Here is a 14,863-nt window from a genome sequence, read left to right as displayed (position 1 = left end):
ATAGTTTTATTAATACTTGATATCAGAAATCATCATGGCACTAAAAGCATCATTGATAATTACAGGAATCGCAATAGGACTCCTAGTACTTTACGGTGCAGACGTCGCTGCAAGTATGGGTGGCGAAGGAGGAAAAAGTGATGGATTTTTGCCATTAGATGACATGCAAAGAGGCATGGGATTAGGCGCTCCTGCACTACTTTTACCAATTATTGCATTTTTCATATCACTAAAAGAACCATCAAAAGGACTAGGTGGAATGATAATCATTGCAGGTGTTTTGATTCTAATTGGAGGCGTAGCAATGGTCGGAACTGCTGCACCTGAAGGAACTGATAGAGATCCTATGGCATCAGTAGCAATGTTATTCGCTCCAGGAATTTTCCAAATTGCATTAGGTGCAATAAAGATAAAGAAGTCATCAAACTAGATTTCGCATGCCTAAATGTGAAAAATGTGGACAAAATACTAGTAAAGGTTATGATTGCGAACATACCAAATTTGAAGAATATTGCAAAGAATGTTACACAGAATTGCATTACTACATAACTGAGAAAAAAGACAATGAGTGAATTACAAGCATTAGTTCAATGGATAGCAGATTTACTTTCTGAATATTTGTACACAGGTGTATTTCTTGCTGCATTACTTGAAACAATCATTCCTCCAATTCCCACTATGGCCGTATTTCCTACTGCAGGGTTCATTGCATCACAAAATGGATTAAGTGTTGCAGAAGCAGTGTTGTTAGGTATTGTTGGAGGATTGGGTGCATCAATTGGTTCAACAGTAATTTATCTAATCGCTCTAAAATTAGGACGAACCGCATTATTGAGATACCTAGGTAAGTTTAGAATTTCTGAAAAGAAATTAGAAAAGGTAGAAAGATGGTTTGAAAAATATGGGGACAAAGCAGTTTTGTTTGGTAGAATGGTTCCAGTATTTAGAGAAATGATTTCTGTTCCTGCAGGATTACTGAAAATGAGCGTAAAGAAATTTTTGGCATATACTATACTAGGTTCGTGTTCATGGGGTGTTACCATGGTATTGATAGGTTATTTCTTTGGATTAACCGCATTTGAGATGATCATATAGATTAGTATACGTTAAAAAATAGAAAAAATTAACAAACATTATGAAAGCAATAATTTTAGCAGGAGGAAGAGGAAAAAGATTACGTCCAATTACAGATAAAATTCCAAAACCATTGATTCCAATAAATAATAAACCACTCATAGAACGAACCATAAAATATCTTAAAAAATATGGAATCACCGAAATTATAATTTCTAGTGGTTACAAATCGGACCTTATAGAAAAATTTCTTAAAAAGAAAAAAAATTTTGGATGTGAGATATCATTTTCAATTGAAAAAACACCACTAGGTACTGGCGGGGCAGTAAAAAAAGCATTAAGATTTGTTGATGAAGAATCATTTGTGGTATTAAATGGAGATATCGTTACAAACATTGATCTAAAAAAAATTCTTAAAAAACCAAATACAATTGCAGCCAATGAACTGAAAACAAAATTTGGCACCATGGATATCCGAAATAATAAAATTTTAAAATTTAATGAAAAAAAAGATGTAACTGATGTTTGGATGAACCCTGGAATATATCATCTATCAATGAATATTGAAAAAATAATTCCTAGAAAAGGCAGTTTAGAAGGTATTGTTTTTCCAAAAATGGCAAAAAATAAGACACTTGAGACGATTAAATTCAAAAATGCACTATGGTTTTCAATTGATTCTCATAAAGACATAGAAGAATGTTCAAAAGAAATAAAATCAAAAAAATATTCTAAATATTTCAAATGAGACGATTATCTTACAGTTTAGGTTCATTGCTTTCCATCGAGGAGGTTTTAGAATGCTCACGTAAACTAAATGAAATAAAACCAGAAGTCGAATGGATTCCCGAAACATGGGGCATGGAAAATTTTTCTATGCTCGGACTAGCATCGAAAGAAAACACATTTTCAAAAATTGGTTCATCAATAATTAACATCTATTCCAGAAGTCCAAGTTTGATTGCAATGGGTGCATCAACTGTAGATACTATTTCTAACGGAAGATTGATACTGGGATTGGGTACAAGTAGTGTGCCAATTGTAGAAAATTTTCATGGAAATTCTTTTGATGCACCGGTTCAAAGAATGAAAGAGTATGTAGAGATTATACGTTTAGCATTACAAGGTGAAAAAATAAATTATTCTGGAAAAATATTCACTCTGAAAGATTTTTCATTATTAACAAAACCAATAAGAAAAGAAATTCCAATTTATCTTGCTGCTATTAATCAAAAAATGGTTGAAATGACATGGGATATTGCAGATGGAGTGATATTTTATTTAAGACCAAAAAATGAAATGAAAGAAACAATATCAAAAATGCAAAGAAAGAAAAAAATCGATACTGCATTACAGATAATTACATGCATTCATGAAGATGAAGAAAAATCTAGAAATCGTGCAAAGAAAACTCTTAGTTTTTACATTGCCGTAGGAAAAATTTATCGTGAATTTTTACAATCAACCGGATATTCTGATGAGGTAAAGATCATTAATGAAGAGTATAAGAAAAATGGGTTAGATGGTTTACAAGAATTGATACCAGAAAAAATGTTAGACGATTTATGTATTGCAGGTACTCCTGCCACGGCAGTAAAAAAATTAGATGCTTTTAGAGATGTGGGAATTGATTTACCCATCATTCAGTTCAATCCTATAGGCAATGTGAACGAATCATTTGAATTATTAACAAAAACTTTTTCAGGAGAATCAAATGAATGATGTGGCAATAGTAGGTACAGGACAAACAAAGTTTTCTAAAGATGATGGAGATGTTGAAAAATTACTTTTTGAATCAACTAAAAATTGTATTCAATCTGTAAGAAATTGTGAACCTAAAGATGTCGAAGGGGTTCTTGTATCCACAAACAATAATTCGAAATATCTAGGTGCAATTTTATCAGAAACGATGGGGATACAGCCAAAAATTTCACATTCAATAGAACATCTTTGCAGCTCTGGAACAAATGCACTCATCTCAGGATATGCATACATATTTTCAGGATTGGCAGATATAATTTTAATTTCAGGAGTAGAATCTGCAACTAATCCTGGTCAGATTTTAGAATGGGATAAATCACGAGGGAGTTTTGAACATCCAATTTATTGGGCATCTATGCTTACCAAATCTTATAAAAGAAAATTTCAAATCACTGAAGAAGAACTTGCAATAGTATCTGCCAAAAATCATAAACAAGCAATGGATAATCCATTTGCATATAGTAACGAACCTCGAACTATATCTGAAGTTATGAATTCAAAACAGATTACGGATGACCTAAGAATTTTAGATTGTTCACGTTCATGTTCTGGTAGTTCATCAATTTTATTGGCATCTGAAGAAAAAGCAAAAACAATTTCTGATCAACCAATTTGGATTAAAGGAATTGGGCAAAAAACTACATCTGCAAGTTTTACAAAAAACATTCTTGAAGAAATTGAAAGTACGCGAATTGCCGCAAAAACGGCATACAAAATGGCAAAAATTGGACCGAATGATGTCAATGTTGCAGAAGTACATGATGCATTTTCGGTTTGTGAATTAATGGCAATTTCTGAATTAGGAATTACGGCTAGTGACAAAAGTGGAGAATTTGTCAGAGATTTATTCAATACTGAAAATAGAATGATAAACCCTCGAGGGGGATTGATTGGGGCAGGACATCCGTTAGGAGCAACAGGAATATCACAAACAATAGAAATTGCAACTCAGCTTCAAGGCAAATCTGAAAAACGGCAAATTTCTAATTTGAAAACAGGATTAATTCATAATATGTCTGCAGCAGGAACTTCAAGCTCGGTCGTGGTATTAGAAAATTGACATTTTTTGAAGAACAATTGAAACAAGGTATTTTTCAAATATCTTACTGTGAAAAATGTGATGAAAAGATATGGCCCCCTAATGAAATCTGTCATGTATGTTTTAATGAAGTTGAATGGAAAAAATCAAAAAATCTTGGAAAAATCATTGAATTTTCAAAAAAAGATTCTACTTATTTTGGGCTAGTAGAAATTGATTACGGTATACGGATTATGGGCGAGATTTCATCCACATCAATACCAAAAACAGGACAAAGTGTTACAATGAATGTGTCATTTGATTCCAAACCTCATTATTCATTCATCGTTGAAAACAATTAGCAATAGGTCATTAGACAATAACCTGTATTACTATATTCAATAAGACAAACGTATTGGTATGAAATCAAATTTAAAAATTGTAAATAAGACAAAATCACTTAATTTTAAAAAAATAGCACAAACGCGGAGACAGCGAGGCTATAATTGGGAAGATACGCTAGTTAAACGATTCAATAAAATGGATGATTGGAAAGCATTTAGACTAGGATCTCCCAGCGTTGCATTACCCGACATCTTGTGTGTCAATAACATAGATAGCATAATATTCACAATAGAAGCAAAATCTGGGACCGGTACTACATTAACAGTTCCATTTGACCAGATTATTCGATGCCTAAGTTGGACCAATAATTTTACAGTATACAAAACTCGAAAAGTTATTTTAGCATTCAAATTTTTATCAAAGAAAAGAATAGGAGTAGGAAAGTACGAAAAAAGAGAATTAAGAGAATTTTACAAGATATGGAATGCAAAGAAAGATCCAATTGACATAGTATGCAAATATGACGGTACAACGTATGCATTAATTCAAGGTGAGAAGAAAAAATTGAATTTAAAAGACTATCCAATGCCTTTCAAATCCAAATACCAAAAAATAATTTCAAAATGATATTGGCACTATATTGAAGAGAATTTGTCTTTGTTTATTAATGACAAAATATTGAAAATAGTATGAGCTTCTCAGATTTCATAGACGAACGTATGCTTGTTAGTAAAAACGTTCTAGGCACAAAAGAGATGAAGATTAAGGTGGTCGAAGTATCAGATGAGACCGCACCATCACAATGGAAATTTGGGGATAGAGTCAAAGTGAATAAAATCCTAATCACAATAAAACATCTAGAATCACAGAAAGTTGAAGAAGGTGAACTAGATATCGAAGCAGTAGAGCAAAAGCTGATAGAAGATAGGCATTATACATCAACAAACAGATGGGTACCAACAAAAGAAATCAAGAACGGATATGTCATAAATTCGAGACATACCACGTTAGTAAGTGACGCCGCAGCTCTCGACATGATAGTGTTTTGAGAGTCAGAAACTTTAAGAACCTACTTTTTGAACAAATTTTATGATAACAAAAGATATCTTGGTAGATGGTTCGGAGTATAAGCTAACTTTAACAGATCAGGTATTAAATCAGGTTGATAATCTAAAAGCTCTATATGCAACAGCAGCAGAAGATCCTGAGAGTTTTGAACAAGTAAGTTCAGAAATTTCTGCAGCAATTAATAATATTTCAGAATCAGTATCCCCCGAAATTTCCGATGGACATCTAGATGGATTAATACAAGAAGTTTTCAAAGCAGTCGAAGATAAAAAATCAGAAGTTGAAAAACAGATAAAAGATAAAGATTCTAAAATTTCAAAAAAGAAAAAATAATTATTTCAAATCATTTGCAATGTCATAAATTCTAAAAATCATTTTTTCATCCTGAAGTGATTTAACTATAGAATTTCTGATATGTTTTACTCTCAATGGATCTTCGGAATAGATTTCTTTCATTTTTTCAAGTTCTTCAACAAAATAATAATTTTGAAAATAATTTTGAATTTTTTTCTTCAATTTCGAAAATTCACTATTTTTATCAGAAAATTCATCGGATTTTCTAAGTAACACTTTCAACAGTCCATTAATTTTAGACAATTCAACATCTAAAATTAGAAAATCTTCTTTAGAATCTTCTAGATTTTTAATTATATCATAGCTGTTTAGAATTTTCTTCATAAGATCATGAAAATATTCATCAACAATCACCATGATATATCTAATTAAAAATTAGTTCTAAATCTTTACTTGGTGAATTTTATGAAAATATGAGGTGAAGAATATCAATCCAGCCTTTAAATTAGTAGCAAATTATGGGTAGAATCATGCAACAAAAAGCCAAACTTGTATGTATTAATCCAAATTGTGGGAAAACATATTCCATAAAATCACTAGCCATAAAGTGTGATTCATGCAATTTCTTGCTTGATGTAAAATATGAAAATAAACCAAGTTCAAGCTTGAAAGAGGTATTTTACGAAAGAAGAAATCCACAAGGAAGTATTTACAATGAAAGTGGTGTGTGGCGATTTAGAGAATTATTAAATTTTTGTGAAATTGAAACAGAAGACATCGAACAGTGTTCAAAATATCTAGTATCACTAGACGGCGCAGAAGGAAGACAATCAAAACCATATCATATGAGCAAAGTTGCAGAATTTGTTGGTCTTGATAATGAAAACGTAGTATTTCAACCAGAAGGATACAATCCAAGTGGTTCGTTTAAAGATAATGGAATGTCTGCAGCAGTTACTCATGGAAAAATGATGGGTGCAAAAAAAATTATTTGTGCGTCTACAGGTAATACCTCTGCATCAGCAGGAATGTTTGCAGCAAATGAAAACATGGAATGTGATGTTTACATTCCAGATGGACAAATAGCCCCAGGAAAATTAAGCCAAGCATATCAATTTGGAACTCAGATGGTAAAAGTTAATGGAAACTTTGATGATGCATTTACAAAATCATTAGAAGCAGCAGAAGAACCTGGAAGTTATACAGTAAATTCAGTAAATCCATTTAGAATTGAAGGTCAAAAAACAATTCCATATAGAGCGCTTGAATATCTAAATTGGGAGGTACCGGATTGGTTGGTTTATCCAGGAGGTGCATTAGGGAATACATCAAGTTGTGGAAAAAGTTTAATGGAATTATATGAATGGGGATGGATTAAAAAAATTCCACGAATAGCCGTAATTAATGCAAGTGGAGCTAACACACTCTATCAATTATTTAACGGAATTTTTGATGAAGAAAAATTACGATGGAATGAGGGCGCACCTAATTTTGAATTAATACGAAGATTCTATGATGAAATGAGTAAAGATGAAAATCTTAAACCAAAGACTAAAGCAACTGCAATACAAATTGGTAAACCTTCAAACGTTGCAAAAGGACTACGTGCTTTAGAATTTACAAATGGAATTGTAGAAGAAGTTACCGATAAAGAAATGCTCGATGGAATGTCAGTAGTAGGATTAAACGGATTTGATTGTGAAATGGCGTCAGGAGCATCAGTTGCAGGCATAAAGAAATTACGTGATAAAGGTGTGATTAAAAAAGATGACAAAGTAGTAGGAATTTTAACAGGACGACAAAAAGAACCTTTACTTCCAATCGATTATCATAACGATCCTTCAAATAAATTTGCAAGACCACCAAAGATTTAGGCTCAGATTGGAGAAAATCAATTTTACTTAATCTCAAGGGTTTAATAGAAACCATATACAAATTAGATTAATCTGAAAATGTGGTGTAACTACAATATATGATATGCAGTGTTTATATCAATAAAACAAAATTATTAGAGGTTATCAAATGCAATTAGAATTTGAAATACCTTTGCTGGTAGTTTTGATTGGGCTTTCTGGCTTCTTTAGTGGATTAGAAGTAGCTTTGGTAGGAGTTAGATTATCAAAGATTGAACAGATGGTAAAAGACAAGGTAAAAGGTGCGTCATCACTTCTAAAATTAAAAACAAATCCTAGTCGCATGATGGCCAGTGTTAATCTAGGAAATAATTTAGTTAATGTTGCATCAACTGCAATAGCAACCGATATTGCATTAAAAATATTTGGAAACGATGGATTAGCCATAGTAATTGGAATTATGACATTTTTGATACTAGTTTTTGGAGAAATAACACCAAAGACATACTGTAATGCTAACGCAGCAAAGATTGCAACTAGGTATAGTCCAGTATTATTGGCATTCAGCTATGCATTTTATCCGATTGTTAGGATCTTAGAAGCAATAACCAAAGGAATTATTCGTCTAACAGGAAGTAGCGATAACCCTCCAGGATTAACGGAAGATGAGATTAAAGGAGTGATTGATCAAGGATTAAAAGATAAAGCAATAGAAAAACAAGAAAGTGAATTAGTACACGGTGCACTAAATTTTGATGACATAGTAATTCGTTCAGTTATGACACCGAGAACAAAAATGTTCACATTGAATTCTAAAAAGATGTTGTTTGAAGCATTGCCTGAAATTAATAACAGTGGCTTTTCTAGAATTCCAGTTTTTTCTGAGAATAGTGATAATATCACAGGAATTGTACATGTTAGAGATGTGCTAAAAACATTAGAAAATGATGAGAAAGTGATATCCCTTGAAGAAATTATGCGAGACCCAATTTTTGTATCTCAAGAAAAACGTGTTAGTGATTTACTAAAAGAGATGCAAGGCAGACAAACTCACATGGCAATTGTAGTAGATGAATTTGGTGGAGTAGAAGGATGTGTGACATTAGAAGATTTACTTGAAGAAATTGTAGGTGAAATTCATGATGAGAAAGATACGGTTCAACAAGTATTTCAGAATGAAGGAAACGATGTAATTTTAACAAATGGAGATATTGAAATTGATAAAATTAATGAGATTTTCAAAACAAATATTCCTGAAGGGGATGATTATTCACGATTAAATGGACTGCTACATGAAAAATTGCGAGACATTCCAAAAGAGGGAGATAAAATTGAGATTGAGTCATTAAGAATAATGATAGAAAAAGTTTCAAAAAATAAACCTGACAAAATCAGAATAGAGAAAATAAAATAATTATTCTTTGCTAAAATTAGATTCCAAAAGTCTTTTTTTCTCAGACATGTTGAACAGTTTTTCTGTATGTTTTACAGCATCCTCATGTGATTTTTCAAACAACATTGCTTGTAACAACATATGATTTTCAGGAATCACAATTCCGGTTTGATCGTCTGAATACATAATCTGAATTGTATCGTCAATTTTTTGTGTCATGTTAGCATGTATGTGAATCATGTTAGTATCTTTAAAACCAAAGTTTAATTTTTCTGCAAAATCTCTTATATCTTTAGTTCCTTTGGCATTCCATAATGTTGCAACACCATATTCATTTTTGAATATACCATGTATTTCATCTACAGATGGTGCAGTCTCTTTAAATCTTATATCCATTATGTGTAAATGCATTTGTCGTGTAGGAACTTTAATTGCACGAACAAACAACGGAGATTCTTTACCAAAATATGATTTTACATCGTCCCCGTGATGTGGACTCTGTGTTAGTTCAATCGTATCTGTAACTGATTCATCGGTTTGTTCAATATCTGCCCATCTTCTCACAAGCGTAACATCAAATCTTTTAATTGAATTTCCAAAATTTTTTCGCAATGGTTCTAAGATTCGACCCATACCGGTAACATTACAGCTACCTTGCATGACATGTTTTTTCCCAATTGCATCTGCATAGTTTACCTTTGAATTAAACAATAAATCAGAAACAGCGTTTTCTCCATCGATTGTTTCTCCACCCTGATAAATTGATAAAATATCTCTAGGCTCATAAAATAATTTTTTATTTTTAAAACCCACTCCGCCAGGAGATGCATCAATAACCAAATCTGATTCATCTAATGCAGCTTCGATGTTTCCAGTTATGGTAAAATCAGAGAATGCATTTTGATTTTTTTCAGGCACATATACTTTGAATCCTCGGTTTATGGCGTCAGTTACTTTTGAATCTGGAGAATATTTTCCTACTCCGACTAGTTCAATTTCAGGATCATCTTTGATAAATTGAATTATACGACTGCCAATTGAACCATAGCCATTGACAAAGACTTTCTTCATCAATAATTGCTAGAGAATCCAGTCTTTTATAATTAATGGAAGGATTAAATCACATGATTTAGTCATTTTTTTGTGGAAACAAAAGATTCCGATAAAGATTTTACATTTTCAATAGAGGGAAAAGATTATACAATTTCAGAAAAGAAAGATTCTCCAAAAAATAATAATAAACAAATGTTACATGTACCATCTTTAACAATTGGTGCAATTGTTTCAGGAATATGCATTGCTGTCGTGGTATTTGGAATTGGAGGTTTATCTGGGACACCAGAACCTTTGATAGAAAAACAATTGGTAGAAGAACAAATTGAACCTGTACAAATTACAATGGAGACATTTTTTGATAATAGTTCCCCAATACTTGGAAATCCAAATGCTGAAATCACATTAGTTGAATTTGGAGACTATCAATGTCATTTTTGTAATGTATACTTCCATAATACAGAACATAAGATTTTTGAAAACTATGTGATGGAAGGTAAAGTCAATGTCATTTTCAAAGATTACACAATAATTGGACCTGACTCCGTTGTTGCAGCACATGCAGCACATTGTGCAGGCGAACAAGGAAAATTCTGGGAGTATCATAATACATTGTATAACAATTGGGATGGAGAAGAGACTGGATGGGCCGGACAAGAGAATGTTGTTAGATTTGCACAAGAAAATAATTTGAATATGAATCAATTTATGGACTGTAATAATGAATTAAAATATCAAAATTTAATTGCAAATAGTAATTCTGATGCACAATCCCTAGGTCTTACTGGCACTCCTGCATTTTTTGTAATTTCAACTAACAGTCAACAGGTTCAAACAATTTCTGGCGCTCAACCATTCGAAGTGTTTGAAAGAATCTTTAATTCAATGCTAGATACTTAGAAAATTTCAAATACTATTAATAAGATCGCCAGAATTTTTATCAGTACGTAAATCATATTTACCCTAGAAATCTTATATACCCACATCATGAGGCATAGCTATTGGCAGCAGGAATAGATGATATCTCAATTTACATTCCACGATTATTCATGGATGCAGGAGATTTTGCAGAAGCAAGAGGTCTCGACCCTCAAAAATTAGTAAAAGGATTGGGTGTTTCAAAAATGGCAATTGTGGATTCTAATCAAGACCCAGCATGTTTAGCTGCAAATGCATGTTTGAAAATTATGCAGAAAAATAAATTATCACCAGAACAAATTGGACGATTGTATGTAGCAACAGAATCATCATTTGATGAATCAAAAGCCATGAATTCCTATGTTATTGGAATGTTAGAACAAGTCTACGGTGCAGGATCATTTCAACACTGTGGAGGAATTGAATGTAAATTTGCATGTGTTAGTGGCTCATATGCATTGTATGACAATACAAATTGGATACGTGCAGGCGAATCTGAAGAAAAATATGCCCTGGTAGTTGTATCAGATATTGCAAAATATGATTTAGGTTCTAGTGGAGAAATGACACAGGGCGGAGGAGCAGTTGCAATGTTATTAAACGATTCACCAAGACTTTTAGAATTTGATCCTAAAGTTACTTCTACATCAATTAAAAATGAATATGACTTTTACAGACCATTTGGAAAAGAAACCCCAATTGTACACGGACAATATTCCAATTTGTTGTATCTAATTCAAGTAAAAAATGCACTAAATGATTACAAGAGAAAGGCACTCAAAACTGGATTAATAGATATGAAAGAGGGTCAAAGCATGTTAGATCATATAGATTATTTCAATATGCATTTGCCATATAGTAACATGGGCAAGAAGGCATTAGCATATCTCGTAAGACATGAATTGAGAAATACACCAAAATGGAAAGAAGTAATTGCCGAAGTGGGTATGGAAGAACCAGTTCCTAAAGATCCTCGTGGAACAATTGAATCCATAATTGCAGATTCAGAATTTATGACAAAAGATAGTGAATTTACAAAAAGATTTGCAAAAACCAACACATATCAAGAAATTTATGAAAACAAGGTTGCAAGTTCACTCATAGCATCAAAGAGTATCGGAAATCTCTATACTGCATCATTATATCTTGGATTTAGAAGTTGTTTGGAATATGAATTTCAGAAAGGAGTGAATCTAGAAGGAAAACGCTTTGGATTTGCATCATATGGAAGCGGAAGTAGTGCAATGGTTTTCAGCGGCGTCATAAAACCAGAACATCTATCAATAGTAAAAGAAATGAACTTGGAAACTGAGATTGGTGAAAGACAAAAACTAAGCTTGGAAGACTATGAAGAGCTCCATGAAAATAAACTTGAACCAAACCAATCATTGCTTAGCGCAAGAAAAGAATTTGTTTTAGAACATGTAGAAAATATTTCCTCAGACAAAAGAGGAGAAAGAAGATACGCATTCATTGAATGATCAGATGAGTGAAAATTCTCCAATTAAAGATACATTATATGAAAATATAGCGAATGTAGGGGAAGAACAGATACATCAATTACTGCTAAATGGTGAGTTTTCAGAATTATTTGAAAAGATCTGTGAACCCGTCATACAAGATGTAAAATCAATTGAAGAATATGAAAAATATGGCACACTGGCAGAAAGTTTTACACATTATTTATTCACAGAAATGCTAATTCCTAGTCAAAGAAAAATTTCTTTTGAAAATATTGAGTTAGATATGATAATTCCAAATTTAGAAGAATTACGAAAAAATAATGATAATGCAATAGTGATATTTTTTGCTAAAACATCAGATAGTATGCAAATAAATGAAAGAATTCAAGAAATTAAAAAAATTCAAAAAAAGGATTCAAACATCTGGATAATTTCAAAAGAGATTATGAACATATCACAATCTGCATATGCCATAGAGAGAAATTCATTTGGCGAATTTGTTAAAGATGCTCAAAATTTTGTTAAATCAAGGAAGATTAACAAATTAAATATTTTCAAGACCTAATTTTGAGACGTCAACAAAATTAGGGAAAGTTGCAATGTATGGTTCTATACTAAATGGTTCAACATACGGAATTGCACCAAAAACTTTGTGCCCAGTTAAACCAAATATCTGATGTTTCATATTAGACAAATCATAACCATCAGCAACATTTTGGTTAATTATGAATCCCTTAAACTTCAAATTTTTCTGACGTGCATGCTCATACGTGAGCATTGAATGATTTACAGAACCAATCTTCGTACCCGTGACAATAATTGATTCTAAATTAAGATCAGAGATTAAATCAGAAACAAAATAATTTTTAGATATAGGAGTCATTATACCACCTATTCCTTCAACAATAACCATATCGTGAATGGAAGCAAGTTGTGTGTATGAATCAATTACCTTAGAGATGTCAATTTCAAGATTAAGTTGTTTACATGCATCATATGGCGAGGTAGGAATTTCAAAATAATATGGATTGACAAGATCAATAGAATCATGTGTTTGAGAATATTTCATTAAAATTTCAACATCTTCAGATACAGAATCAGCTGTTGCTTTGTAACCTGATGCAAATGGTTTCATAACTCCAACATCAATATTCTTTTCACGAAAATAATTTGCCATTGCCGCGCTAACACATGTTTTTCCAACATCAGTATCAGTTCCAGTAACAAAAATAGAATTCATCATAACTTCCTAGATAATGATTTGATTGTAGATATGGTGCCATCAATCAAGAAATTAAGATCTTTTTGAGAAATATCTAGTGGAGGAACAAGCATTATGATATTTCCTAACGTTCTGAAATAAATTTGATGTTTTCTACCTTCTTCAAATACCAGTTTGTTAATAGAAATATTGGAAGAAAGGGGCTTGTTTGAATTTTTATTTTGGACAAGTTCAATTCCCATAACCATTCCTTGATGACGAATTTCACCTACTAAATCTAAATTTGATATATCATCCAGTCTATCTTTGAAAATTTTAGATGTTTTTTGGATTTTTTCAATGAGATGATACTTTTTGTATAATTCAAGATTCTTTAACGATAAAGCCGCAGCCGTAGGATTTCCGGTATAGGTATGACCATGGAAGAGATGTTTGAATTGGGAGAATTCACCAAGAAATGAATCATTGATTTTTTTGGTTGTTAGAGTCGCAGCAAACGTTTGATATCCTCCTGTAAGCATTTTTCCAAAAGAAACAATATCAGGAGTAGAGTTTTGAGATTGGTATTCAATCATAGAACCTAATCTGCCAAATCCAGTTGCAATTTCATCCAGTACAAACAAGACATCATTTTTTTTACATATTTGTGAAATTCTTTTTTGGAAATTTTTTGGATAGATTATAACGCCTCCGGCCATCTGAGCTCCACTTTCCATTACAAATGCTGCAATCGAATTATCTTTTTCAAGTTTATCTTCAATTTTTGATAAACAGTATTCTGCGTATTCTTTAGAAGATTTTTTTGTATTACTTCCAATAATTACGGTTCGAGGGACTGGGAATTGTATTGTGGAGAATAATTTAGAACGGAATTTAGAGAAAAATTCAGGAACGTAACCTACAGACATTGCACCAAATGTATCACCATGATACCCATTTTCTAAGGTGGCAACATTTGTTTTTTTATTTTCTCCAACATTACGCCAGTATTGCAAAGCAATTTTTATTGCAATTTCCATAGCAGTGGAGCCATTATCTGAAAAGAAAACAGATTTCATTTTTGGATTAAGTTGTAATAGTTTTTTAGATAATTTTTCTGCAGATGGATGTGTGAGATTAAACAAAGGAGTGTGTTGAAGTATTTTTGTTTGTTTAATGATTTCAGATACTAATTCAGACTTTGAATGGCCCCAAACATTACACCACATACTTGCAACTCCATCAAGCATTTTTCCACCCTTTGAATCATACAACCACATGCCTTTTGCAGATACTATTTCAGGAAAAGAAGTCCATTCAGACATTTGTGTATTTGGATGCCATAAAGGACTAGGCGATTTCATATGAATCATAATTTTTACGAGTAATTAATGGTTAACCATTGAGAAAATACAAGTTAAC

At 32.1% G+C, this 14,863-nt stretch carries 18 protein-coding genes; 14 read left to right on the top strand and 4 right to left on the bottom strand.

The genetic code is table 11. The annotated features are described in order from the left end of the window. The first annotated feature begins 34 nt into the window (after positions 1–34). The 9 genes from T478_RS03655 to T478_RS03615 all read left to right on the top strand — a co-directional run bounded on the left by T478_RS03655 (position 35) and on the right by T478_RS03615 (position 5,599). A complete protein-coding gene (locus T478_RS03655; RefSeq protein WP_048105347.1) occupies positions 35–430 on the top strand; it encodes a hypothetical protein in 396 nt (131 codons plus the stop codon). 134 nt (positions 431–564) lie between these two features. Next, positions 565–1,095, top strand: coding sequence for a DedA family protein (locus tag T478_RS03650; RefSeq protein ID WP_048105346.1), 531 nt, complete (start codon positions 565–567; stop codon positions 1,093–1,095). A gap of 40 nt (positions 1,096–1,135) precedes the next feature. After that, positions 1,136–1,822, top strand: a complete 687-nt coding sequence (locus T478_RS03645; RefSeq protein WP_048105345.1) for a nucleotidyltransferase family protein — start codon at positions 1,136–1,138, stop codon at positions 1,820–1,822. After that, positions 1,819–2,796, top strand: coding sequence for an LLM class flavin-dependent oxidoreductase (locus T478_RS03640; RefSeq protein WP_048105344.1), 978 nt, complete (start codon positions 1,819–1,821; stop codon positions 2,794–2,796). The genes T478_RS03645 and T478_RS03640 overlap by 4 nt, the downstream gene beginning before the upstream one ends. Continuing rightward, positions 2,789–3,895 carry a thiolase C-terminal domain-containing protein gene (locus tag T478_RS03635; RefSeq protein WP_048105340.1) on the top strand — a complete coding sequence of 369 codons (1,107 nt, stop codon included), beginning with the start codon at positions 2,789–2,791 and terminating at the stop codon, positions 3,893–3,895. The genes T478_RS03640 and T478_RS03635 overlap by 8 nt, the downstream gene beginning before the upstream one ends. After that, entirely contained in the window at positions 3,892–4,215 is a 324-nt protein-coding gene (locus T478_RS03630; protein ID WP_048105335.1) for a Zn-ribbon domain-containing OB-fold protein, read from the top strand. The genes T478_RS03635 and T478_RS03630 overlap by 4 nt, the downstream gene beginning before the upstream one ends. Before the next feature lie 58 nt (positions 4,216–4,273). After that, a complete protein-coding gene (locus tag T478_RS03625) occupies positions 4,274–4,825 on the top strand; it encodes a resolvase (protein WP_048105333.1) in 552 nt (183 codons plus the stop codon). Between the two features lie 62 nt (positions 4,826–4,887). After that, positions 4,888–5,247 (top strand): hypothetical protein, encoded by a 360-nt coding sequence (locus tag T478_RS03620; RefSeq protein ID WP_048105329.1) that lies wholly within the window; start codon positions 4,888–4,890, stop codon positions 5,245–5,247. A gap of 40 nt (positions 5,248–5,287) precedes the next feature. Next, positions 5,288–5,599 carry a hypothetical protein gene (locus tag T478_RS03615; protein WP_048105328.1) on the top strand — a complete coding sequence of 104 codons (312 nt, stop codon included), beginning with the start codon at positions 5,288–5,290 and terminating at the stop codon, positions 5,597–5,599. On the opposite strand, the gene T478_RS03610 is transcribed toward T478_RS03615, so the two are convergent. After that, positions 5,600–5,977, bottom strand: a complete 378-nt coding sequence (locus tag T478_RS03610) for a hypothetical protein (protein ID WP_048105327.1) — start codon at positions 5,975–5,977, stop codon at positions 5,600–5,602. It abuts the gene before it with no gap. Positions 5,978–6,090: 113 nt separating this feature from the next. Here T478_RS03610 and thrC point away from each other — a divergent pair, with 113 nt between their 5' ends. Beyond that, on the top strand, positions 6,091–7,434 hold the full coding sequence (gene thrC / locus T478_RS03605) for a threonine synthase (RefSeq protein WP_048106889.1): 1,344 nt from the start codon (positions 6,091–6,093) through the stop codon (positions 7,432–7,434). Positions 7,435–7,582: 148 nt separating this feature from the next. After that, positions 7,583–8,827, top strand: a complete 1,245-nt coding sequence (locus T478_RS03600) for a hemolysin family protein (RefSeq protein WP_048105326.1) — start codon at positions 7,583–7,585, stop codon at positions 8,825–8,827. On the opposite strand, the gene T478_RS03595 is transcribed toward T478_RS03600, so the two are convergent. Then, on the bottom strand, positions 8,828–9,877 hold the full coding sequence (locus T478_RS03595; RefSeq protein ID WP_048105325.1) for a type II glyceraldehyde-3-phosphate dehydrogenase: 1,050 nt from the start codon (positions 9,875–9,877) through the stop codon (positions 8,828–8,830). A 174-nt stretch (positions 9,878–10,051) separates the two neighbouring features. Between T478_RS03595 and T478_RS03590 the strand changes: the two genes are divergently transcribed. The 3 genes from T478_RS03590 (at position 10,052) to T478_RS03580 (ending at position 12,805) form a co-directional block, all read left to right on the top strand. Continuing rightward, positions 10,052–10,759: a DsbA family protein gene (locus tag T478_RS03590; protein WP_048106888.1), complete on the top strand. Its 708-nt coding sequence runs from the start codon at positions 10,052–10,054 to the stop codon at positions 10,757–10,759. Between the two features lie 101 nt (positions 10,760–10,860). Next, positions 10,861–12,258, top strand: coding sequence for a hydroxymethylglutaryl-CoA synthase family protein (locus T478_RS03585; RefSeq protein WP_048105324.1), 1,398 nt, complete (start codon positions 10,861–10,863; stop codon positions 12,256–12,258). A gap of 4 nt (positions 12,259–12,262) precedes the next feature. Beyond that, the gene (locus T478_RS03580; RefSeq protein WP_048106887.1) at positions 12,263–12,805 is read left to right on the top strand and encodes a hypothetical protein; all 543 of its coding nucleotides are present in this window, start codon (positions 12,263–12,265) and stop codon (positions 12,803–12,805) included. On the opposite strand, the gene bioD is transcribed toward T478_RS03580, so the two are convergent. Next, complete coding sequence (gene bioD / locus T478_RS03575) at positions 12,785–13,483, bottom strand: dethiobiotin synthase (protein WP_048105323.1); 699 nt, start codon at positions 13,481–13,483, stop codon at positions 12,785–12,787. The two genes, T478_RS03580 and bioD, sit on opposite strands and share 21 nt — an antisense overlap. Beyond that, positions 13,480–14,805, bottom strand: coding sequence for an adenosylmethionine--8-amino-7-oxononanoate transaminase (bioA, locus tag T478_RS03570; RefSeq protein ID WP_082008761.1), 1,326 nt, complete (start codon positions 14,803–14,805; stop codon positions 13,480–13,482). Before bioA ends, bioD begins: the two co-directional genes overlap by 4 nt. Positions 14,806–14,863 lie beyond the last annotated feature (58 nt).

Origin of the sequence: Candidatus Nitrosopelagicus brevis (assembly GCF_000812185.1) — an archaeon.
GTDB classification, from domain to species: Archaea; Thermoproteota; Nitrososphaeria; order Nitrososphaerales; family Nitrosopumilaceae; genus Nitrosopelagicus; species Nitrosopelagicus brevis.
The sequence above is the reverse complement of the archived record's forward strand: the minus strand, read 5'-3'. Positions and strand labels throughout refer to the sequence as shown.